This window comes from Chroococcus sp. FPU101, from assembly GCF_017312365.1.
GTDB lineage: Bacteria > Cyanobacteriota > Cyanobacteriia > Cyanobacteriales > Microcystaceae > Chroococcus.
Map to the genome: position 1 here is coordinate 83,907 of NZ_BLJI01000014.1, position 21,013 is coordinate 104,919.

22 protein-coding genes are annotated in these 21,013 nt (G+C 38.5%); 11 read left to right on the plus strand and 11 right to left on the minus strand.

All coding sequences use genetic code 11. The annotated features are described in order from the left end of the window. Positions 1-178 precede the first annotated feature (178 nt). From CFPU101_RS13920 to CFPU101_RS13935, 4 genes are all read left to right on the plus strand, one after another. Entirely contained in the window at positions 179-2,521 is a 2,343-nt protein-coding gene (locus CFPU101_RS13920; RefSeq protein ID WP_242577970.1) for a CHASE3 domain-containing protein, read from the plus strand. Positions 2,522-2,537: 16 nt separating this feature from the next. Then, the gene (locus tag CFPU101_RS13925; RefSeq protein ID WP_206815947.1) at positions 2,538-4,037 is read left to right on the plus strand and encodes an ATP-binding protein; all 1,500 of its coding nucleotides are present in this window, start codon (positions 2,538-2,540) and stop codon (positions 4,035-4,037) included. Further along, a complete protein-coding gene (locus CFPU101_RS13930) occupies positions 4,034-4,483 on the plus strand; it encodes a response regulator (RefSeq protein ID WP_206815948.1) in 450 nt (149 codons plus the stop codon). The genes CFPU101_RS13925 and CFPU101_RS13930 overlap by 4 nt, the downstream gene beginning before the upstream one ends. Positions 4,484-4,587: 104 nt before the next feature. Next, positions 4,588-6,099 carry an ATP-binding protein gene (locus tag CFPU101_RS13935; protein WP_206815949.1) on the plus strand — a complete coding sequence of 504 codons (1,512 nt, stop codon included), beginning with the start codon at positions 4,588-4,590 and terminating at the stop codon, positions 6,097-6,099. A 31-nt stretch (positions 6,100-6,130) separates the two neighbouring features. Here the strand turns inward: CFPU101_RS13935 and CFPU101_RS13940 are convergent, their stop codons facing one another. From CFPU101_RS13940 to CFPU101_RS13960, 5 genes are all read right to left on the minus strand, one after another. Further along, positions 6,131-6,772 carry a Uma2 family endonuclease gene (locus CFPU101_RS13940; protein ID WP_374191953.1) on the minus strand — a complete coding sequence of 214 codons (642 nt, stop codon included), beginning with the start codon at positions 6,770-6,772 and terminating at the stop codon, positions 6,131-6,133. A gap of 12 nt (positions 6,773-6,784) precedes the next feature. Next, positions 6,785-7,102, minus strand: a complete 318-nt coding sequence (gene trxA, locus CFPU101_RS13945) for a thioredoxin (RefSeq protein WP_206815950.1) — start codon at positions 7,100-7,102, stop codon at positions 6,785-6,787. A 52-nt stretch (positions 7,103-7,154) separates the two neighbouring features. Then, the gene (locus tag CFPU101_RS13950) at positions 7,155-7,973 is read right to left on the minus strand and encodes an SDR family oxidoreductase (RefSeq protein WP_206815951.1); all 819 of its coding nucleotides are present in this window, start codon (positions 7,971-7,973) and stop codon (positions 7,155-7,157) included. A gap of 147 nt (positions 7,974-8,120) precedes the next feature. Further along, complete coding sequence (locus tag CFPU101_RS13955; RefSeq protein ID WP_206815952.1) at positions 8,121-8,354, minus strand: antibiotic biosynthesis monooxygenase; 234 nt, start codon at positions 8,352-8,354, stop codon at positions 8,121-8,123. Between the two features lie 159 nt (positions 8,355-8,513). Then, entirely contained in the window at positions 8,514-9,713 is a 1,200-nt protein-coding gene (locus CFPU101_RS13960) for an RNA-guided endonuclease TnpB family protein (RefSeq protein WP_206815953.1), read from the minus strand. Positions 9,714-10,059: 346 nt separating this feature from the next. Here CFPU101_RS13960 and CFPU101_RS13965 point away from each other — a divergent pair, with 346 nt between their 5' ends. Both CFPU101_RS13965 and aroF read left to right on the plus strand, forming a co-directional pair. Next, entirely contained in the window at positions 10,060-10,947 is an 888-nt protein-coding gene (locus tag CFPU101_RS13965) for a sugar phosphate nucleotidyltransferase (protein ID WP_206815954.1), read from the plus strand. Between the two features lie 382 nt (positions 10,948-11,329). After that, a complete protein-coding gene (gene aroF / locus CFPU101_RS13970; RefSeq protein ID WP_206815955.1) occupies positions 11,330-12,172 on the plus strand; it encodes a 3-deoxy-7-phosphoheptulonate synthase in 843 nt (280 codons plus the stop codon). 188 nt (positions 12,173-12,360) lie between these two features. On the opposite strand, the gene trpB is transcribed toward aroF, so the two are convergent. Then, positions 12,361-13,605 carry a tryptophan synthase subunit beta gene (trpB, locus tag CFPU101_RS13975; protein ID WP_206815956.1) on the minus strand — a complete coding sequence of 415 codons (1,245 nt, stop codon included), beginning with the start codon at positions 13,603-13,605 and terminating at the stop codon, positions 12,361-12,363. Between the two features lie 74 nt (positions 13,606-13,679). Between trpB and CFPU101_RS13980 the strand changes: the two genes are divergently transcribed. Continuing rightward, a complete protein-coding gene (locus CFPU101_RS13980; protein WP_206815957.1) occupies positions 13,680-14,030 on the plus strand; it encodes a translation initiation factor in 351 nt (116 codons plus the stop codon). Here CFPU101_RS13980 and CFPU101_RS13985 read toward each other — a convergent pair. Next, a complete protein-coding gene (locus tag CFPU101_RS13985) occupies positions 14,017-14,235 on the minus strand; it encodes a hypothetical protein (protein WP_206815958.1) in 219 nt (72 codons plus the stop codon). The genes CFPU101_RS13980 and CFPU101_RS13985 overlap by 14 nt on opposite strands. Positions 14,236-14,339: 104 nt before the next feature. Continuing rightward, positions 14,340-15,218, minus strand: a complete 879-nt coding sequence (locus tag CFPU101_RS13990; protein WP_206815959.1) for a hypothetical protein — start codon at positions 15,216-15,218, stop codon at positions 14,340-14,342. 318 nt (positions 15,219-15,536) lie between these two features. Here CFPU101_RS13990 and CFPU101_RS13995 point away from each other — a divergent pair, with 318 nt between their 5' ends. The 3 genes from CFPU101_RS13995 to CFPU101_RS14005 are packed head-to-tail and all read left to right on the plus strand — an operon-like array spanning position 15,537 to position 16,919. Then, positions 15,537-16,448: a hypothetical protein gene (locus tag CFPU101_RS13995; RefSeq protein ID WP_206815960.1), complete on the plus strand. Its 912-nt coding sequence runs from the start codon at positions 15,537-15,539 to the stop codon at positions 16,446-16,448. Positions 16,449-16,489: 41 nt separating this feature from the next. Beyond that, on the plus strand, positions 16,490-16,708 hold the full coding sequence (locus tag CFPU101_RS14000; protein WP_206815961.1) for a type II toxin-antitoxin system HicA family toxin: 219 nt from the start codon (positions 16,490-16,492) through the stop codon (positions 16,706-16,708). Continuing rightward, positions 16,695-16,919: a type II toxin-antitoxin system HicB family antitoxin gene (locus tag CFPU101_RS14005; protein ID WP_206815962.1), complete on the plus strand. Its 225-nt coding sequence runs from the start codon at positions 16,695-16,697 to the stop codon at positions 16,917-16,919. Before CFPU101_RS14000 ends, CFPU101_RS14005 begins: the two co-directional genes overlap by 14 nt. Positions 16,920-16,955: 36 nt before the next feature. Here the strand turns inward: CFPU101_RS14005 and CFPU101_RS14010 are convergent, their stop codons facing one another. Next, on the minus strand, positions 16,956-17,213 hold the full coding sequence (locus CFPU101_RS14010; protein ID WP_206815963.1) for a DUF4926 domain-containing protein: 258 nt from the start codon (positions 17,211-17,213) through the stop codon (positions 16,956-16,958). Positions 17,214-17,295: 82 nt separating this feature from the next. Beyond that, positions 17,296-18,882, minus strand: a complete 1,587-nt coding sequence (locus CFPU101_RS14015; protein ID WP_206815964.1) for a glucose-6-phosphate isomerase — start codon at positions 18,880-18,882, stop codon at positions 17,296-17,298. Positions 18,883-19,077: 195 nt separating this feature from the next. Here CFPU101_RS14015 and CFPU101_RS14020 point away from each other — a divergent pair, with 195 nt between their 5' ends. Then, positions 19,078-19,623, plus strand: coding sequence for a hypothetical protein (locus tag CFPU101_RS14020; protein ID WP_206815965.1), 546 nt, complete (start codon positions 19,078-19,080; stop codon positions 19,621-19,623). Positions 19,624-19,719: 96 nt separating this feature from the next. Here the strand turns inward: CFPU101_RS14020 and CFPU101_RS14025 are convergent, their stop codons facing one another. Next, positions 19,720-21,006 carry a flotillin family protein gene (locus tag CFPU101_RS14025; protein ID WP_206815966.1) on the minus strand — a complete coding sequence of 429 codons (1,287 nt, stop codon included), beginning with the start codon at positions 21,004-21,006 and terminating at the stop codon, positions 19,720-19,722. Positions 21,007-21,013: the final 7 nt, after the last annotated feature.

Below are 21,013 nucleotides of genomic sequence, written 5' to 3' on the forward strand. Positions count from 1 at the left end.
ATTATAACTAGAGCCATTACTGTCGGCGCTCACTAAACTTCAGTATACTGAAACAAAGCCATACTTAAAGCCTCCTGTAAAAATTCTATTGATTGATAGATGACGACAAGAGAGCCGTAGCTTAAAGTTGTTTAACTAATTCTATCAAAATGGCCAGCTACATGAAGATATGCTTCTGATGCTCTCCGAAGAACCCTTTCGCCGTAGATTAACTCGTGCGATCGCTCTCCCTCTCGGTCTATTGTCTCTGCTTTCTGGCGTTTCCATATGGCAGATCGGCTGGCTGTTATCTGCGCTACGCTGGGTGGATCATACCGATCAAGTGATTTCTCAAGCTAACTATACACAAAAGCTGCTCTTAGATATGGAAACAGGACTTAGAGGCTATCTACTGGCGGGAAACCAAGAATTTCTAGAGCCATATGAGCAAGCGAACGCAATGATTCATGACAATTTGGATAAACTTAAAATTCTTGTTTCAGACAATCCTAATCAAGTTCAGCGCGTTAGAGAGATCATTAATCAAAAAGAACAGTGGAAACAATTTATTTCACCCGCAATTACTCGAAAACAACGCGGTGAGCCAGAACCTTTGAGTGAGCTAGAAAGCCGTAAACAGAACATGGATCAACTGCGGCGGCAAATAGAGACGCTTATCTCAGTAGAAGAACAACTGCGGAACCAACGAAGTCGAACGGCTAGGGCAACCACCCAAACTGTGATTCTGAGTAGTTTGTTGTTGATGTTCACCGTAGGAATTATTCTTGCCTATTTCACGCGCCGCCAAATTATACGAATCTCCCATACCTATGAAGATGCTTTACAGACAGTCCGACGGAGTAGCCAACGCTTATCAGTTCTCCATCAGATTGATCAAGCCATTTTAGCGAGTGAAACCGATGAAACTTTAGTTAGTAACGCCCTTACCCAACTACAGCCAATTGTAATCTATCAGCAGGCATTTGTCGCAGTGTTTGACTTAGAAGCACAAACGGCACAAATCTTAGCAGGAAATAGCCAAACGGGAGAACTGATCCCGCTCCAAGGTACCCAACTGATGATCGCTGATTTTGCTCTAGAACAAATACTCTTGCGGGAAATTCGCTACAGCGCGGATCTAGCCAGTCAAGAATCTTTACCATCGCTCCTGATGCAGTTGCGCTCGCATGGCTTTTGTAGCTGTCTCTGTGTGCCGTTATTGGTCGAAAACAGGCTAATTGGTGAACTTAATCTTGCTGCTACTCAAACCGATGCTTTTAATCTTGAAGCCCAAAACATAGCCCGTGAAGTATCGGCACAGTTGGCGATCGCTTTACAACAGTCGCGACTACGGCAGCAACTTCAAAACGAACTTAAAGAACGTCAGCTAGCCGAAATTGAACTACGAGAACAAGAGCAACTCTTTCGCTCTACTTTTAATCAAGCGGCTGTCGGTATTGCTCATGTCAGTCCTGACGGACAATGGCTACGGGTGAATCAAAAACTGTGTGAAATTGTCGGTTATACCCGTGAGGAGTTGTTGCAACTTACGTTTCAAGACATTACCTACCCTGATGATTTAGATCTTGATCTGACTTATGTTCAGCAAATGCTGGCTAATGAAATTCCAACCTATGCGATGGAAAAACGCTATATACGCAAAGATCACTCGTTGATTTGGATTAATTTAACGGTGGCACTGCTACGAGACAACAACGGACAGCCTAAGTATTTTATCTCTGTGATCGAGTATATCAGCGATCGTAAGCAAGTAGAGGAAGCCTTACGACAACTAAACATAACCTTAGAGCAACGAGTGACTGAACGGACAGCCCAAATCGAGGAAAAGAATCAGGAGCTAGAAGCTTTTACCTATTCGGTTTCTCATGATCTACGCGCACCCTTACGAACCATGCAAGGTTTTGCTCAAGCGTTATTAGAAGATTGTGGCAGTCAGTTAGAAGATTTTTGTCGAGGCTACATTGATTCCATTATTGATGATGCGTTTCAGATGAACATGCTGATTAGTGATTTGCTCGCCTATAGCCGTTTAACCCGCACTCAAATTAATCTACGACCAACGGCTTTAGATGAAGTGATTTCAGAAGCCCTCAAGCAACTAGCGGGACAGATTCAAGAACATCAAGCGCAGATTCGGGTGGCGACTCCATTACCTGTAGTCATAGCTCATCGTCCGACTCTGATTCAAGCTATCGTCAATTTGATCAGCAATGGGATTAAGTTTGTTGAACCAAATATCCAACCCCAGATCGATATTTTTGCCACAACCGAACGGCACAATGATCAGTATTGGATTCAATTATCGATTGTCGATAACGCAATTGGAATTGCTCCCGAACATCAAGAGCGTGTTTTCCGTGTCTTTGAACGTCTACACGGTGCCGAAAGCTATCCAGGTACGGGTATTGGTTTAGCCATTGTCCGTAAGGGATTAGAACGGATGGGTGGACAGGTGGGCATAGTATCGCAATTAGGTCAGGGCAGTCGCTTCTGGCTGTCACTGCCAAAATCTACTTCTTAACTCAACGGTCTAAGCCATGATACAAACCCTCCAAGTTCTGATCATTGATGATAACCGTAGCGATCGCGCTCTGATTATTCGTGAACTACAACGGGAATTTCCGCAAGTAGAGTTTACAGAAATTATTAATGCTGGCGATTTTGAACTAGCGATCTCTTCGGGGGGGTTTGATGCAGTGGTTACAGATTATCAGTTACGCTGGACTAATGGGCTAGAGATCTTGCGAACGATCAAAGCCTATTACCCGCGCTGTCCAGTAATTATGTTTACAGGGACAGGCAACGAAGAAATAGCAGTAGAAGCATTACAATCGGGTTTGGATGATTATGTCTTAAAACAATCTAACCGTTATATCCGAATTCCTCCAGCGATTCGGATTGCTCTAAATCGGCTCGAAACCCAACAACGCGCCTCTTTATTAGAAATACGATTACAAACTTTACTTAATCAAGTCAAGGTAGGGATTTTCCGTTCTCGACCCGATGGTACACTCATTGAAACAAATCCCGCTTTCTTGGAACTATTCGGCATCAAATCTCTAGGACAAGCAAATGAGATGAATTTACTCGATACTCAAAACTGCTATGCGCGATTAGTCCATTTACCGCCCCCACAACATCAAGAGCGAGAAGTTCAACTTACTCGAAGCGATGGAACTCAATTCTGGGGACTTTTAACCACTACTTTAAACATTATTGAAGGAATCAGCGTGATTGATGGACTGCTAGAAGATATTACGGAGCGCAAACAAACAGAAATTATTTTAGAAGCACGAGTCCAAAAACGAACGGCTCAACTCAACGCAGTCAATCAAGAATTGAGCAGTGCTAACCAAGATCTCGAAGAATTTGCTTACTCGATTTCTCATGATTTACGCGCTCCTCTAAGAGCAATACAGGGGTTTTCTCAAATTTTGTTGGAGGACTTGGATGGGTCGTTTGATTCAACCTCACTAGAATATCTACAACGAATTGCGGTTAATGCTGAAAAACTAGATACTCTAATCACGGATCTTTCTGCTTACAGTCGCTTGAGGCAGGCTGATATTCAACTCGAATCGGTTAATTTATCGCTTGTTCTGACAGAGGCTTTGACTTTGCTGGAATTAGACATCTTAGAACAACAGGCACAAATTCAAGTTGATGAACCGTTGCCCCTAGTACGAGGTAATCGTCTGGTTCTCGTTCAAGTATTGACAAATTTACTATCTAATGCTGTTAAATTTGTGGCATCCGATGTACTACCTCAAGTCCGAGTCTGGGCAGAACAGCGCGGGCAACAAACTAGATTTTGGATTGAAGATAATGGGATTGGTATTCCATCAGAGCGACAGCAACAGATTTTTAGCCCCTTTACTCGCCTACATGGTGAGGAAGAATACCCGGGTACTGGCATTGGCTTGGCGATCGTAAGAAAAGGAGTTGAACGGATGAATGGTGAAATAGGTGTTGTCTCCCAACTAGGTCAGGGGAGCCGATTTTGGTTAGAATTGCCCACCGTGATGGAGCAATCATGAGTACAGATTACGTCATTTTGCTCGTCGAGGATAATCCCAAAGATGTTTTTTTGATTCAACGAGCCTTTCGCAAATCAGGAATTGTAACACCAATGCACGTCGTCAACGATGGAGATGCGGCGGTTCACTACCTTTCGGGTGAATCTCCCTACAGCGATCGCATGGTTTATCCGTTGCCTGTGCTGATACTGCTCGATCTCAAACTGCCGCGACGCTCTGGTTCAGAAGTACTAATTTGGATTCGTCAACAGGTTTTACTCAGACGGTTGCCTGTGGTAGTATTGACTTCTTCGATAGAGTACGCCGACATTAATCATATTTATGATCTAGGGGCTAATGCTTACATTACCAAGCCACCAGACTTTGATCAATTGGTTGATATTATTAAAACACTAAATCTTCACTGGATTATTTATAACGAAAAACCCCAGTTAGGCACGACTTAGCATAAGATTAATTCAGGATAATCAGTCCTAAGTTGGATATACGAGGGGTCTCGAACCTTCTAAGATCTAATTTGCTGCCCTCTTAATCAAGAAGAGAACGATCTATGCTACGAATTCTTCTTGTTGATGACAATCGGGACGATCGCGCTTTAGTGATTCATGAGTTAAAGCGGTTTTTTTCAGAGGTGCAGGTCATGGAAGTTGGCACTGCTGCCCAATTTGAGCAAGTATTGGCAAACACTTTATATGATGTTGTCATCACCGACTACCAACTGCGCTGGAGTGATGGACTAACTGTACTTAAGACGATTAAGGCTCAACATCCCCATTGCCCAGTAATTATGTTTACTAATACCGCAACCCAAGAAACTGCGGTAGAAGCCATGAAATCTGGGTTAGATGATTATGTAATCAAATCGCCAAGCCATTACGTTCGTTTACCTGCGGCAGTTCAAACCTCTTTAGAGAAAGTCGCTACCCAACAGCAAGCTGCTAATTTGCAAGCACGACTTCAGACATTACTGAATCAGTTAAATGTCGGTGTTTATCGGTTAACCTCTGATGGGGTTTTATTAGAAGCAAACGCGGCTTTTTTACGATTACTGGGTTTAGATACACTCACTGCAATTCCGTCTAACCAAACCCTAGAACCCTATTTTCAACCACAGACTTATACAGAACTTTTGAATCAACTTAAAGAAAATGGCGAGGTACGTGAGCGAGAAATTTTAATCCGTTGTGCCGATGATACGAGTTGTTGGGTCAAAATCAGCAAAACCTTTACAAGAGTCGATGGCATGATTATTATTGAAGGATTAATGGAAGATATCAACGATCGTAAACAAGCCGAACTTCAACGACAAAAACAAGCCTCTGAACTAAGACAATTAAATACTGTTCTCGAACAAACCACTGAACAGTTACTCGAACGAAATCAAGAGTTAGATCGTTTTGTCTATACGGTTTCCCACGATCTCAAAGCACCCTTACGAGCAATTTACAATCTTTCACAATGGATTGCTGATGATCTTGAAGGACAATTAGAAGAAGAAAATCAACATCAAATGCAGCTTTTACAGAATCGAGTACTGCGAATGGAAGCGATGATTAATGGATTGTTGGCCTATTCTCGCGTCGGTCGTAGTGAAGTCGCTACCGAATGGGTTAACGTTGGTGAATTAATCTCGGAAATTCTAGAATCTTTGATGCTGCCACCGACTTTTACAATTGCTGTAGAGTCAGAGATGCCAACCCTTTTAACCAAAAAATTACTACTCTCCCAAGTCTTGTCTAATCTTATCAGTAATGCGATCAAACATCATAATTGCCCCGATGATGGACGTGTTGAAATTAAAGCTATTCAAGAAGGAGAATTTTACAAGTTTTCTGTGATTGATAATGGCCCTGGTATTGCTCCAGAACACCATCATCGAGTTTTTGAAATCTTCCAAACGCTTAAAGGGCAAGATGTACAAGAAAGTACAGGAATCGGTTTATCTATTGTTAAAAAGATTATTGAAGCAGAAGGCGGTTCAATTGTTTTAGAGTCAAATTTATGTGAAGGTGCTACATTTCGCTTTACTTGGCTTGAAAAATCATTAGTAAAAGATGTGTAATAATAAATCGTAAGGGTTTGGTCTCCAAACCCTACAATGCTAAATCTTGTTCAAACTGCCGTAGTGCTACACTAGAACCCTCGTTCCACGCCAGTTCTGTATATTTGGGTAGAATATTTCTAATAGCTATTTCACTGAAAATTGAACTTGTATCACTCGCTTGATATTGTTCCCCATCAAAAAGATATATCAATAAAATTCCGCGACGATAAATCCATAATTCTGGAATTGTGATCGATTGATAATCATTTACCTTAGTTGTGGAGGTTAAATCGACTTCTATGGCTAAATCTGGCGGAGGATCGACACTGAGATCGATTTTCTCTTTCCCTAAAATGGCTTGACGGTTATCAATATAAAAACAGGTATCAGGTTCTACTCCAGCTTCAGAAAATCGTTTAAGAGTAATTGGGTCAAAGCATTCCCAGTCTTTATCTTGATGGCGTAAAAGAATTTTAACTAAATCTCTGAGTGTATCAATTCTTTTTCCGTGACTGGGAAGTAGTGTCATTAGCAAAATCTCATGAGTACGAGCATTAAAATAAATTTTAGGATAGGTTCGATTGTTCCGAATTTTTAGCAGTTGCTCATAGTCATCCCAAGTCTGATGACGTAAAATAACTTCACTTCCAGGAGATAATGTCAGGGTATCTTGACTAACCGTTACAAGCATAATTTCAAATGATTACAAAAGGGTCTGTAAATGCTGAATTAACTGTTGTGCTTGTACTACACCTTCAAATCGTTCTACAGGTTGCCCATTTTTAAACAAAACGAGGGTCGGTAGGGCATGAATTTGATATTGAGTGGCTAAATTTGGATATTTGTCTGTATCAATTTTTACAACTTGTATCTGATTTCTTAAATATGAGCCGACTTGTTCTAAAATTGGACTCATCATCTGACAGGGGCCACACCAAGTCGCATAAAAGTCAACTAAGACGGGAGTTTGGGAACCCGATAACATATCTTGAAAGCTGTTGAATTGCTTTTTGAGTGCCATAAAATCTAAATCTGTACTGTATCGCGTAGTTTAATTATAACGAATCTCTTTTTTAGACATCTTTGTGTTGAAAGGTCTGACAAATTACCCATCGAATGAGTGAAGGTGCAAGCTTATAAACTCCTTCAGATGCTTGAGCAGAACCAACTAATACTTTTTCTTTTTTATGTTGTACCGCATCCCAAACCGATGACGCTACATCTTCGGGTGTTTCCACAAAGGGATTTTTCATTAATTGTTCAATTTGTTCTCGTCTTTTTTCTTTGTCTGCTTCATCTCTTCCTTCAAAGATAGCACGTTCTAAAAAGTCACTTTTAATTAAATTTGGATAAATTCCACAGACATGAATCCCTTTCGGAGCAAGTTCTGTATGTAAGGCTTGCGTTAATCCATCAATCGCGTATTTACTCGTCGTATAGGGTGCTAAATAGGCTAAAGGAACTGTACCACCAATAGAACAAAGATTAACGATCGTTCCTTTTCTTTTTTCTAGCATATGGGGTAATGCGGCATGAATGGTATGAATATAACCCCATAGGTTTGTGTCTAGTGTGCGGTGCCATTCTTCTAGGGTAAACTGTTCTGCTGGGCCTGAAACGTAGATTCCTGCGTTATTCATTAACACATCAATTGTACTAAATTCGTCAAGTGCTTTTTGAATTAGAGTATTGACTTGTATCGAGTCTCTGACATCGGTTGAAATTGCTAGAGTTTTGACCGAATAACGCGATTTTATCTCATCTGCTGTGGCTTGTAATCTATCACTTTGTCGTGCTGCTAGAACAATATTATAGCCTTCTTGAGCAAATCGGTAGGCTGTGGCTTTACCAATTCCTTGAGAGCCACCTGTAATTAGTATTGTTTCTGTCATAGTTAAACGAATTTTTTCTTTAATTTTGGGAAAAAAACCTAGAAAAACCGTCTAACTTTGGTTAGAGTTTGGCTCTATTCCTGTAATTCCTTAAAATAAAAAGAAAAGACGTAACCAATTTACGCCTTTGCAAAATCAACTTTTTAATTAACCGATTTGAAGATCTTTAAATAAATCAAGATCTTGTAGTGCGACTAGCTTGTCTTGATTTTCCCAGTTCGCTACTGCTGTTACTTCGGTTTCCTGTTCGTTTAAGATTAAATTAGAACTAATATACCCTGGTTGTAAGGGTAGAACTTCAGTATAAAGTTTTCTAATTTCTTCAAAGCGCGTATCTTTTTTACCTGATTCTAAATTAAAGGTTTTGCTTAAGGTAATCATTTAGTGATCTCCGTCACAGGAAAGAGGAATTACTTATTATTGTGACGATTTTTTAATGATTCAGTAGTGGGATCAACTGTATTTTAGTGTACGGCTTTCTGCAATAATATTCAAAATCATCCATTTGGGTGAGAGAACGATCACAGTGAATTGACACTCTCACGCTCTAGACGGCGGAGATTCTTGGTTCACAGAGACTACTTGCTTTAACAAAATTTCTTCTATCAAAGTAGAGGTATTCTCTCCCCAAGCTTTAGATCCCGTATGCCCTACGGTACTTATTCCTTTCTTTAAAATATTAATTGCTGCATTTTCGTCTCTATCCAAAACACAACCACATTTACATACATGAGTGCGAGTAGATAGTGTTTTCTTGACAAGATCTCCACAATTAGAGCAGTTTTGAGAAGTATATTGAGGAGGTACAGCAATTGTTATTTTGCCAAATTTAACTCCAAAATACTCTACCCATTCCCGAAACTGATACCATGCTGCGTCATTAATACTCTTAGCTAGACAATGATTTTTAACTAAGCTCTTGATTCTTAAATCCTCATAGGCAATCACATCGTTAGAGTGAACCACGCACCTTGCTAACTTTACAGCAAAGTCTTTACGTTGCCGACTTACTTTAAGATGAGCTTTGGCTAATCTCTGTCTTGCTTTTTTACGATTAGATGAACCTTTTTTCTTTTTTGAAAGTTTTCGTTGTAGTCGCTTTAAACGCTTCTCTGACTTTCTCAAGAATTTAGGATTATCTACCTTATTGCCTTCGTGATCTGTATAGAACGAGGTTAATCCAACATCTAAACCAATACATTTACCTGATGGATTAATATCTTTTTTAATCTCACAAGAAAGAACGAATTGACAATAATATCCGTCAGCCCTTTTAACAAGCCTAACCCTTTTAATATCAGACTCATTAAAATATCCTAAATCCCAAGTCCCTTTTAGAGAAAGGGTTCCTATATTCTTTTGATCACTAAAATTAATTGTTTTAGGATCTAAAAGTTTCCATCCAGTTGTTTTGTATTCGACTGAACGAGAAAACTTTTTAAATTGCGGGTATCCCTTTTTACCTAATATTTTCTTTTTGCAATTATCAAAGAAACGGGAGATAGAAGACCACGCCTTTTCTGCGCTTGCCTGTCTAGCTTGAGAATTCAACTCGTTTGCAAATTTAAACTCATGCGCCAAAACTTTACAATATGCCGATAAATCATATTTATTTACACCTTGGGTGTCCATCCAATGCCTTAAGCATTTATTACGGATAAACTGAGATGTACGAATCGCATCATCTATGGCTTGGTACTGCTGTTGTTTAGCTTTGACTTTAAATTCTAAAACAAACATTTACGCCGACACTCTTAGAATAAATTAACTATAGCATATTGAATTGTGTAGAGCAATATATTATTTTAAAGCCGTCTCCATTCGACGGGGCTTTAAACCCATTTCTTTGGTAATAAAAGATGAAAAATTAATTGGGTTAAAATGTTAGTCCCATATTCCACCGTAAAATTCATTTCACGGCTCTAACGCGAAAATCTGTATTTAACGGATTAAAACATTTACAATGAGTCGGTTTCAACCGACATCTGCTATAAGACAGAGAATAAATTCTCTGGCGTTATAATATTCTAACAATTACTTAAATAATTGATTAATTTACTAAATACTAATTTTTTAACTTTAAATCATGATACAACCTTTACATAAAGCGATCATTCCTGCTGCTGGTTTTGGTACTCGTTTATTTCCAGCGACTAAAGCAATTAAAAAAGAATTTTTTCCGATCATCGATCAAGATGGCTTGGCTAAACCTGCTATTCTCGTTATTGTCGAAGAAGTTCTTAGATCTGGAATTCAAGAAATTGGGATTATTATTCAAAGTCAAGATCATTCATTATTTGAAGATTTTTTCAAAAAACCGCCTAGTTTAGAGTTATATCACAAGCTATCAGCCGCTAGTAAACAATACAGCGATTATCTACAAGAAATTGGCGAGAAAATTACTTTAATTCCGCAAAAACAACAAGAAGGTTATGGTCATGCGGTGTATTGTGCTAAAGAGTGGGTTAATCATGAGCCATTTTTATTATTATTAGGCGATCATGTGTATCGCTCCAAGATCAATCAATCCTGTGCCGAACAATTAGTACAAAATTATCAGCAGCATCAAACCAATGTGATCGGACTAACAATTGTGACAGAAGATATTCTACAGAAAGCAGGAGTGATTACTGGGAAATGGTTAAAGAAAAATTCCTTACTGTCAATCTCTCAACTGGTTGAAAAACCAACGATTGATTATGCGCGATCGCATTTACATCTCCCTGACATGAACAAAAATGAATACTTAGCGGTTTTTGGAATGTACGTTCTAGAATCACAGATTTTCGATTATTTAGAAGACGAAATTAAAAACAATCAACGGCTTAAAGGAGAATTTCAATTAACCACGGCACTCGATCAACTGTGTCAAGCTCAAGGAATGCTCGGTTACATGGTTCAAGGTCAATATTTTGATATTGGAATGCCAGAGTTTTATCGTCAGACTGTAATTGATTTTAAAATGTGGTCTTGACGAACTTGACTATTTCTGATAAAGTTGACAAATAATGGAAAAGGTGTACGCCTACAAAGTCTATATCTAATGCAACGCAACTCCTATTACTTTTTTTGGTTTAAATCGGCTTACCGAAGACGATCCTAATTGAGTATGGAAAAATCTAGGTAAGCCGCAGTAAATTAAGTAACTGCGGTTTTTGCTTTATATACCCTTTGTTTATTAGAAATCATGCTTACCTCATTGTTTTACGGATTTTATTTTTATTGGCCTAGAGCAAAGTTCTGGGTAAGTTTATGATGCTGCCATTTTTCAATCATCACCAAACCCGGAACCCGACATAGGTTGCGGGTTTTTTAATGTTCCACTTACTACTTATTCATCAAAGGAAGTTTTAATCATGTTCAATGCTAAACTAGCCAGTTCTACCCATCCCGAACAAACCAGCATCGTTAAACTATCATCGGATGTTGCTATTGGAGACGAGGAAATTATTATTATTGCAGGCCCCTGTACCATCGAAAATGAAGAACAGATGGAGACTGTGGCTAAAAAACTTAAACCCAGTCCCATCCAAGCAATACGCGGAGGTGCCTATAAACCTAGAACTTCTCCCTATGCGTTTCAGGGTTTAGGAGTAGAGGGACTAGAAATACTCGATAGCATTAGACAACGTTATAAAATGCCAGTGGTTACAGAAGTAATGGGAACCGAAGACATTGAGATAGTGGCGAATCATGCTGATATGCTACAAGTAGGAAGTCGGAATATGCAGAACTTCAACTTACTAAAAGCATTAGGACAAGTGAATAAACCGATACTCCTCAAGCGTGGTTTAGCAGCAACCCTTGAGGAGTTTGTTTTTGCCGCAGAATATATTCTCAGTCATGGAAACCCAAATGTTGTTCTCTGTGAAAGAGGAATTAGAAGCTTTGATTCTTATACTCGTAATGTACTTGATTTAGGTGCGGTTGTTGCTCTTAAACAAATTACCCATCTACCCGTTATTGTCGATCCTTCTCATGCTGCGGGAAAATGGGAACTTATTCCTAATTTAGCAAAAGCTGCGATCGCGTGTGGGGCTGATGGACTGATTATCGAATGTCACCCCGAACCCGAAAAGTCGGTTTCTGATGCGCGACAAGCATTATCTTTAGATGCAATGGTGAATTTAGCAGAAAACTTAGCACCCGTAGTAAATGCCGTCGGTCGTAAAATGGCAAAAACTTTATCGATGGTTTAACCAAATGTAGGGGTTTGGTCGCCAAACCCTTCATCTCACATAAAGAATTTTAGATTGACTTTATATTGTGTCTGTATCGAATGATACAAATATTTATAAATATAATAAAATTAAAATAAATATTGATGTAATAATTATTTTTTTAAATCAGAGAGTTTGAAACATAACCCCAAACCCTCTAAAGAAAATTACAAAGACAAATTCAGATATTTAGCGACAGTGTGAACATCTTTATCACCGCGTCCTGAACAGTTGATGATAATACGAGGACTACCCGATAACTGAGGACAAAGAGTATCAAGATAGGCGAAAGCGTGTGAGGTTTCAAGCGCGGGGATAATACCTTCTTTTTGACAGACGCGTTGAAAAGCTGCGATCGCTTCGGCATCCGTAATACTATAATATTCAGCACGTTCACTATCTTTGAGGTAACTGTGTTCTGGCCCGACACCAGGGTAGTCTAACCCCGCACTAATAGAATGAGCTTCGACCACTTGGCCTTCAGTATCCTGTAACAAATAACTCATCGCACCGTGTAAAACACCAGGACGACCATGTGTTAAAGTTGCCGCGTGTTTTCCAGATGCGACGCTTTCCCCTGCGGCTTCAATACCGATAATCCGTACTGAGGGATCTTTGATAAACTCATAAAATAATCCCATCGCATTAGAACCACCGCCCACACAAGCCAGTAAAATATCAGGTAAACCGCCCCATTTTTCCATACATTGAACACGGGTTTCTTTTCCGATAACTTGATGAAAGTCTCTCACCATCATCGGATAGGGATGGGGGCCAGCAACCGATCCTAATATATAATGAGTAGTTTCTACATTAGTTACCCAGTCCCGTATCGCTTCAGATGTCGCATCTTTAAGGGTTCCAGTTCCTGCGGCCACAGGTTGAACGGTTGCCCCTAATAAATTCATCCGAAACACATTTAATTTTTGGCGTTCCATATCTTGAACACCCATATAAATGATGCACTCTAAACCAAAACGAGCGCAAACAGTGGCAGTGGCTACCCCATGTTGTCCCGCACCTGTTTCAGCGATGATGCGTTTTTTGCCCATGCGTTTCGCTAATAAAACTTGAGCGAGGGCATTATTAATTTTATGCGCTCCCGTATGGTTTAAGTCTTCGCGTTTGAGATAAATTTGCGCTCCAGTACCATCGGGTCTAGCATAATGTTGAGTGAGGCGTTCAGCAAAATATAAAGGGCTAGGTCTACCCACATAATCTTTGAGTAGTTGGTTTAATTCTTCTTGAAATTCGGGATCATTTTTATATTGATTGTAAGCGGCTTCTAACTCAGCTAGAGCAGGCATTAGGGTTTCTGGAACATACTTCCCACCATAGGGGCCAAAGCGTCCCAATTCGTCGGGAAATTGGGGAACAGATGATGTTTGTGGGGCGATCGGTGTGATAGTCATGTGATAATGGATTTAAGAATTCTCGAATAGCGCAACGTTTTATTATAAGATTACGCCTTTTCTTAAACTTTAATATGGATTCCAAACAAAAGTCATCTCAAAAAAATAAAATTATTTATCAAGAATTTGGTAATGCTAGTAATAGTGAAGCCTTGGAACGGGCTACCCCAGAATTACCCCCACAACAGCAGAATATTAGAGTACAGGCTTCTCGCTCAGGACGCAAGGGGAAAACGGTAACAGTGATTACAGGTTTTCAGACTAAACCCGAAACCCTAGCACAGTTGTTGAAACAACTTAAAAATCAATGCGGTAGTGGTGGTACAGTCAAAGATGATACTTTAGAAATACAAGGCGACCATCGTCAGAAAGCTGTACAAGTTCTCAGCGAGTTAGGGTATAAAGTTAAAATTAGTGGGGGTTAATTGAGTCAATATCATCATGTTTAATTGGAACCAATGAAGGCTCTAAATTAATAATCTCATCAATTCCTGTAGCAAAATTACCGTTAATGCGTGAGGATGGTTTTAAATAAAACCAACTGATGAGAACAGCAGTAATAACGAGTAACTGCAAGATTTCTGGAGCTATCAGATGACCATCGATGAAAATAGAAATTAACCGATCCAAAAGTCCAACTGTCCAAGCTAAAGCACCGAGTGACCAATTACACCTTTAAAACTAAAAGACAAACCACCAAAATTCAATAATCGATCTTTATACATTAGATTTACCTATATTTCCTCTTTACTTTCAAGTTTTGCTGCATATAACTCAACAAACCGTTTATATAACCACATGGTTTGATGATTAGGGTTTTGAATTGATTTGAGTAGATTTCTTTGAGATAATTTTTTCAAATAGGGTAGATCCTCATAAACTGTGAGAAAAGATGCAAGATGCAACAGACTGGATAATAAAAACTTCGGCCATTGCAAGGTACTATAAATATTGACGAGAAAGATATGCTTATTGCTACTGATGGGAAAAGCATTAAACAATACAATCATTCTTTTATCTTGATAGACTGGAATACTTAACTCAACGGTGTAGGGAGTGTGAAGGGTTAATTCAACTTCTACTGTCGGGGGTCGCCATATTTTCAAAATGCTAAGGGGTGAACTTAATGCAGTATTAAAAGAGAGGGAACCGCCTGTCGATGTAGAAGAATAACCATTAACATCAATCACTCTAAGATTACCAAGACTCAAGCTATGTACGGTTTCTAAATGCTTGAGATTGAGTAGATGATAGATTTGACAAATAAAAGAAAATGGCAAAATATACAGTTGTCTGATGACATGATATTTTTGGAGTTCCGCCATTCTAGTTTTAGCTTTTTGTAAATGAATGTCCCCCAAAGGAAGTACATCATCTTGTTCAAGCATATCCGATTCTTCAATGCTTGAGTTAAATTCTATTTCGGGTTTTAGATAGATCCAACAGGTAAATAGAAAAGCGGTTGCCAGAAAATGAAAAATATTGATGACCGATATGTAATTCTCTGAAAATAAAGCAACACTTCTTTCAACAGTACCGAATAAGCAGGAAGGAACTCCTATCCACCAAATACCATTTTTAAACTGATCTACCGAATACTGTCTGCTTAACATACACTCTACACTCGCCTCTCTATCACAGGTGTTGCTTACTAACTCAATAATGTATAAAATCTTTACCCTCTGCCCTCCATCATAAGGTATGTATTAAGAGATGTTTACATCCTCACCCAGAAAGATTGTTACAAAAGTTTGACAGAGACGAAATCTATTTAATAACCAGTCGTGTAGCTTCTAATTGATTCTTAAAATTTTTTAATACAAATATACTATTCTTGAAGGAATCAAATTTTTAGAATAATGGGTAAGTGATGGTTGTCATTTTTTTATATTCTATGTAATAATTATTTTGTAGTTAAAAATTAAATAATTATGTTATTAAAATTTGACTTAGACATTCATGCCCAGTTTCAATTAGAAATCAAGGGCAATCCTGATCAAGTAGCCTTCCTTGAGCAAAAACTTTCTAATCGAGAACTTGAAATCGAACTCAGCTTAGACAGTTTAAAGAACTCTTTAAATCTTAAAAACTCTCTTCTTCAAGGAAATCTCGATGAATACGCTTTACAGAAACTTCTAAATTCCGAAGTAATTCGCAAATATACTTTACTAAAGGAAACAGCTAACTATCTCGCTCTACGGGCTGAAAAAGGAACAAATGTAGGTAGAACATTAGTACTTGTACGACCAAGAAGTGACGGTTTAGTTATTGCTTTGCCAGAAGCGGTGATCAAACCGTTATTATTAAGACTCAGTACTATTGATTTTGATATTGTTTTGAGTAATAGTAATTGTGAGCCTGAAGATCGCGAGACGGAAGAAATCATTATTTCTAAAATTTATTGTGTTCCTTCGCTGCGAGAAGAATTCGTTCAAATAGTTCGTTATTGCCAAAAAGATATTAATATTGCTCAGCTTTTTGACTTCTTCGAGAGCCAAAAAGGATGGCGGTTCGGCACAGCACTCTTAAGCTATTATCCTTCTTCTTACTTTAAAGAAGATCAAAATTTAATCGATATTCCTCAAACAGTACCACCTAAAAACTTTGATCTTAAGTCTGCAATAGTAGCCGCTTTAGAAAGCTGGGCATTAGAAGAGAAAGAGACAGTGGACGAGGAAGAATTAAAAGCTAAAATTTCTCTAGTTAATTCTGCCATAATTGAGGTAGAAGAGGATATCAATTTTAAAAACTTAACAGCACTTAAATTTAAGAAACGTGAAGTTTTAGACGAATTTTTGACAGAAATTATTCCTTTACTTGAAGCTAATCTTTTAGCTAGTTGATTTTTAAAAAGGTGGGTAAGTCCCACCTTACTTACTTGATAATGCCTAAAAAAATTCGAGAACTCAAACAGATGCTTCTAAAAGTCGGTTTTACGTCCCGTACAGGAAAAGGAAGTCATACAAACTGGTTTCATCCCTTGTATTCTGGAAGGATTACAATTTCTGGTAAGGATAGCTCAGACGCTAAAGAATATTTGGAAAAACAAATTTTAAAAGCAATTGAAGAAGTAGAGAGGAAAGGTAGCAATGGACAAGCTTAAATATCCAATGAATATTCAATGGTCGGAAGAAGATAATTGCTATTTGGTGGAACTACCCGACTTTCCTGGACAGCAATGGAGAACTCACGGTGATACCTATGCTGAAGCTGTAGCGAATGGGGTAGAAGTTTTGGAGTTGTTGATCAAAGATTATCAATTAGCGGGCGAAACTCTTCCTATTCCTACTGTTTTATCCTCAAAAGTGGCTTAGACTTTTGTAACTTTACTCTAGAATCTGCGGAATATATTAACAATTGCTAACTAAATCAAGCTCGGTTAAGTTATATAATAAAAGCATTAATTTCTCGGATTTTACTGTTAAAAGAGCATAAGCTTGTCCTTGAGTGTCGGAGAATTCTACTTCAAATGCTTCTCCATTATTGTAGACTTCAACTACTGTACCGACTTGTCCTCGACGTAAGATTACTTCTTTATCGGTCATAAACTGATAAGTTTTTGTATCTTCTACTAAAGCAACAGTATCATGTAGTTTTGCTTGAGTCATATTTATATTGATAAATTCTGTCTAAATCTTGACAATTTCATTATAAAAAAGGTGAGCTTTATACCCACCTTTTAATCAATATTTAAACTGCTGAGACTTTTAAACTAGCAGGTTGGCTGAAATCACCTTCTAATTTAACGCTTCGTTTGTTAGCCGATAAATGACGGACAATTTTATACACGGCTTCAACTTGATCGGACGCACCAGAACGATCGGCTAAAGTAGTAATATCTAAAGGTTGTCCTGCACTCTTGATTGTTTCTACTACTTTATTTTGTAATTCTAGGATCGATGCTGCTGCTTTTTTCCCAGCTTCTACACCAGGTTGATGATAAGCGTTAATATTGACTAAACAAGCATATAAACTGACAGTACGCTCATACAAGGCAATTAAAGCACCAATCGTAACCGCGTTAACTTGGGGAATAGTTATCGTCACCGAGTCCCGATGATTTTCATACAAAGCTTGACGAGTTCCCTGTATTAACCCTGATAAATAGTCGCCAGATGTCACACCCGGTTCAACTTCTAAAGAGGTTCCCTGACGATCTTCTAATACTTCGACAAATGTAACAAAGAAATTGGGTACACCTTCTCGAAGTTGTTGCACATAAGCGTGTTGATCAGTAGAACCTTTGTTCCCATAAACGGCAATTCCCTGATACACAGTATTACCATTTAAATCTTTTTCTTTCCCTAAAGATTCCATGATTAACTGTTGTAGATAGCGACTAAACAGCAACAGGCTATCTTTATAAGGCAGCATCACCATGTCTTTTTCGCCTTTGCCATTCCCAGAATAGTACCAACTCATCGCCAGTAAGACAGCAGGGTTAGTCTTGAGATCACGAATACGGGTGGCTTCATCCATGATTTTCGCACCTTCTAACATCCCGTGAATGTCTACACCCTGTAAAGCGGCGGGTAATAAGCCGACTGCAGAGAGTACAGATGTTCTACCTCCCACCCAGTCAAACATCGGGAAAATGGCTAACCAACCCCCAGACTTAGCAACATCGTACATTTTACTACCTGGCATGGTAATAGCTACGGCGTGTTGAGCAAAGTCTAAACCTTTATTTTCATAGGCTGCTTTGACTTCTAGCATTCCGTTACGCGCTTCGGGAGTACCACCTGATTTACTAATGACGATGACAAGGGTACTTTTAAGACGATCTTTCAAACGAGACAAAACACGATCAATTCCTGCAGGGTCGGTATTGTCGATAAAATGGATGTTCATTGGGGCAGTATCGGGCGATAGAGCCTCGACAACAAACTGCGGCCCCAAAGCAGACCCCCCGATCCCAACTGAGAGGATATCGGTAAATTTAAAGGCTTGTGGGGGTTTGATCGCTCCAGTATGAACTTTTTGAACAAAAGTATCGATATCTTTTAGAGTGTCGATGATTTCGTTTTTAATCTCTTCTGTGGGTGCAATGTCTGGGTTTCGTAGCCAGTAATGCCCTACCATGCGCTCCTCGTCAGGGTTTGCGATCGCACCATCTTCTAGTGCTTGAATACTGTCAAATGCTTTCTCAAATTTGGGTTTTAGGGTTTCGCTTAGGCTATTATCAAACCGCATCCGACTGATATCAAGGTACATTCCGAGTCCTTCATGGTAATAAAGCCAATCTTGATATCTTTGCCAAAGTTGTAAATTGTCCATAACAATAATTTACTTTTTAATGTGTTAACGATGAAAGGATTTCTGAGCCAAGAGGGACTTTACAGCGTCAGAATAGCTATCGTTCTAAGCCACCCTCACTACTTATTAATGATATAGACAGAAGACTGATTTAGTTCATTTTATTGAGTTTGAGTTAAAATTTAATTAGAAAATCATCTAAAAAAATCTTAAAAAATGTTAAAAAATCGTTCAAGAAAACGATTATTTCTTTTTCTGACATCTTTTAATTTTTCTTTCGCTATAATGATGGCTGTCGCTCAAGACAAATTAACTGAACAATTTAAAGTTACCATTAATGGTATTGGTTCAATTCAAGTCGGAATGACACCGCAAAAAGCATCTCAAGCGAGTGGTATTGCGATCGTTCCTTTGGGGAAAGATCCTCAATGTGTTTACTATCAACCCAAGGAACAACCGAAAGATATTGGGTTTATGGTAAATAATGGAACGATTTCAAGAATAGATATTAGAAATTCTCAAATTACGACACGAAGTGGTGCCAAAATTGGAGATACTGAAGCGAGAATTAAGTCTCTTTATCCAGGACAAATTGAAGTAACACCACATAAATATGTGCCAAATGGTCATTATCTAACCTTTATCCCAAAAGATGCAGCCGACAAAAATTATCGTGTTATTTTTGAAACTGATGGCAAACGGGTTACGCGATATCGTTCGGGTAAACTGCCTGAAGTAGCATGGGTTGAGGGTTGTTCATAAGTCAAGCCTTTTGCTCTGGTGTCCATTGAATTTCGAGAAAAATTCGACCTCTACGAACAATTTTTTTAGAAGATAATTGAGTTATAATTTTTGATTCTATGCTTGCTTAGATTGATTAGAATTAAGTTTTTTGACATCAATGCTGTTTGAATTTTCACTTGCTGCTAATTGATTGGCAATTTTTTCTAAATCAACTCCTGTGGTTTGTTTGAGTTGTTCCATAAAAGAAGCTATTTTAGCAATATTATTACCATTACTGCCATCAACTACAGTAACATTTTGTATTTCTACTTCGGGAACACTTTCAGCCATTAGTTTTAAGAGAATTTCTAATTTTTGGAAAAGAAAGATCTCTTTAGCATTATTTCCCGCAGCTTTCCAAGATTCGGCTAATTTTTTCGCGCCTTCTGCTCGTGCTTTTCCTTCTTCAATAATTTTAGCCGCATCCCCTTGTGCTTGAGCAATTGCTTGTTTACAATTTGCTTCAGCAGGAGCAATCACATCAGCTTGTAATTGTTGTTCAACTTGTTTAATTCGTTCGCGTTGTACTCCTACATCTGCCTGCACTTTTGTTAGTTCTACCATGACTAAAGATTCGACTTCTGCGACCATTGCAACTCGTTTGGTTTGAGCGTCTCGAACTCGTTTTGTAGCATCAGCTTTTGTGATTTCTAAATCTTTTTGTATTCTTCTCAAAGAGGTTATTCTTTTATTGGCTGAGTCTTTAATCACTGATGTAGATTTAGCTTTAGCTTCAGCTATTCTCGCATCTCTAAATAATTCTGATTGCTGCTTTCGTCCAATTGAATCTAAATACTTGACATCATCATAAATTTTTTGAATTTGTAATCCGTCTAACACTAATCCTAATTTTTCTAAATCATCTTCGGCTTCTTCTAATAAATGTTGAGCGAAAGCGATTTTATCTTCGTTTGCTTGTTCTGGAGTTAAACTCGCTAAAACTCCTCTTAAATTGCCTTCTAATGTTTCTTTTGCTAAGTCTTCAATTTCTTTTCTTTTTTTCCCTAATAATCTCTCAATCGCGTTGTGTATTGTGGGTTCTTCGCCAGCAATCTTGATATTAGCAACTCCTTCAACCGTTAGCGGTACTCCCCCTTTTGTATAAGCATTGACGACTTTTAATTCAATGATTATATTCGTCAAATCCATCTTAAAAACTTCTTCGATTAAAGGAACTTTAATACTACTACCACCTTTGACTAATCGATAGCCGACGGTACGTTTATCTGATGTTTTTTGTCTACTTCCTGCAAAAATCAATACTTCACTCGGTTGACAAATATGATAGTAATTCTTAATAATTAGGGCGGCTGCACCTGTTCCTAAGCCAAAAATCCCTAATAAAATTGCTATAACATCCATATTTTTT

What these genes read in the sequence shown, in the direction of transcription:
- CFPU101_RS13920 (WP_242577970.1), top strand. Translation starts at nt 179, where the DNA reads ATGCTCTCCGAAGAACCCTTTCGCCGTAGATTAACTCGTGCGATCGCT.
- CFPU101_RS13925 (WP_206815947.1), top strand. Translation starts at nt 2,538, where the DNA reads ATGATACAAACCCTCCAAGTTCTGATCATTGATGATAACCGTAGCGAT.
- CFPU101_RS13930 (WP_206815948.1), top strand. Translation starts at nt 4,034, where the DNA reads ATGAGTACAGATTACGTCATTTTGCTCGTCGAGGATAATCCCAAAGAT.
- CFPU101_RS13935 (WP_206815949.1), top strand. Translation starts at nt 4,588, where the DNA reads ATGCTACGAATTCTTCTTGTTGATGACAATCGGGACGATCGCGCTTTA.
- CFPU101_RS13940 (WP_374191953.1), bottom strand. Translation starts at nt 6,772, where the DNA reads ATGCTTGTAACGGTTAGTCAAGATACCCTGACATTATCTCCTGGAAGT.
- trxA (WP_206815950.1), bottom strand. Translation starts at nt 7,102, where the DNA reads ATGGCACTCAAAAAGCAATTCAACAGCTTTCAAGATATGTTATCGGGT.
- CFPU101_RS13950 (WP_206815951.1), bottom strand. Translation starts at nt 7,973, where the DNA reads ATGACAGAAACAATACTAATTACAGGTGGCTCTCAAGGAATTGGTAAA.
- CFPU101_RS13955 (WP_206815952.1), bottom strand. Translation starts at nt 8,354, where the DNA reads ATGATTACCTTAAGCAAAACCTTTAATTTAGAATCAGGTAAAAAAGAT.
- CFPU101_RS13960 (WP_206815953.1), bottom strand. Translation starts at nt 9,713, where the DNA reads ATGTTTGTTTTAGAATTTAAAGTCAAAGCTAAACAACAGCAGTACCAA.
- CFPU101_RS13965 (WP_206815954.1), top strand. Translation starts at nt 10,060, where the DNA reads ATGATACAACCTTTACATAAAGCGATCATTCCTGCTGCTGGTTTTGGT.
- aroF (WP_206815955.1), top strand. Translation starts at nt 11,330, where the DNA reads ATGTTCAATGCTAAACTAGCCAGTTCTACCCATCCCGAACAAACCAGC.
- trpB (WP_206815956.1), bottom strand. Translation starts at nt 13,605, where the DNA reads ATGACTATCACACCGATCGCCCCACAAACATCATCTGTTCCCCAATTT.
- CFPU101_RS13980 (WP_206815957.1), top strand. Translation starts at nt 13,680, where the DNA reads ATGGATTCCAAACAAAAGTCATCTCAAAAAAATAAAATTATTTATCAA.
- CFPU101_RS13990 (WP_206815959.1), bottom strand. Translation starts at nt 15,218, where the DNA reads ATGTTAAGCAGACAGTATTCGGTAGATCAGTTTAAAAATGGTATTTGG.
- CFPU101_RS13995 (WP_206815960.1), top strand. Translation starts at nt 15,537, where the DNA reads ATGTTATTAAAATTTGACTTAGACATTCATGCCCAGTTTCAATTAGAA.
- CFPU101_RS14000 (WP_206815961.1), top strand. Translation starts at nt 16,490, where the DNA reads ATGCCTAAAAAAATTCGAGAACTCAAACAGATGCTTCTAAAAGTCGGT.
- CFPU101_RS14005 (WP_206815962.1), top strand. Translation starts at nt 16,695, where the DNA reads ATGGACAAGCTTAAATATCCAATGAATATTCAATGGTCGGAAGAAGAT.
- CFPU101_RS14010 (WP_206815963.1), bottom strand. Translation starts at nt 17,213, where the DNA reads ATGACTCAAGCAAAACTACATGATACTGTTGCTTTAGTAGAAGATACA.
- CFPU101_RS14015 (WP_206815964.1), bottom strand. Translation starts at nt 18,882, where the DNA reads ATGGACAATTTACAACTTTGGCAAAGATATCAAGATTGGCTTTATTAC.
- CFPU101_RS14020 (WP_206815965.1), top strand. Translation starts at nt 19,078, where the DNA reads ATGTTAAAAAATCGTTCAAGAAAACGATTATTTCTTTTTCTGACATCT.
- CFPU101_RS14025 (WP_206815966.1), bottom strand. Translation starts at nt 21,006, where the DNA reads ATGGATGTTATAGCAATTTTATTAGGGATTTTTGGCTTAGGAACAGGT.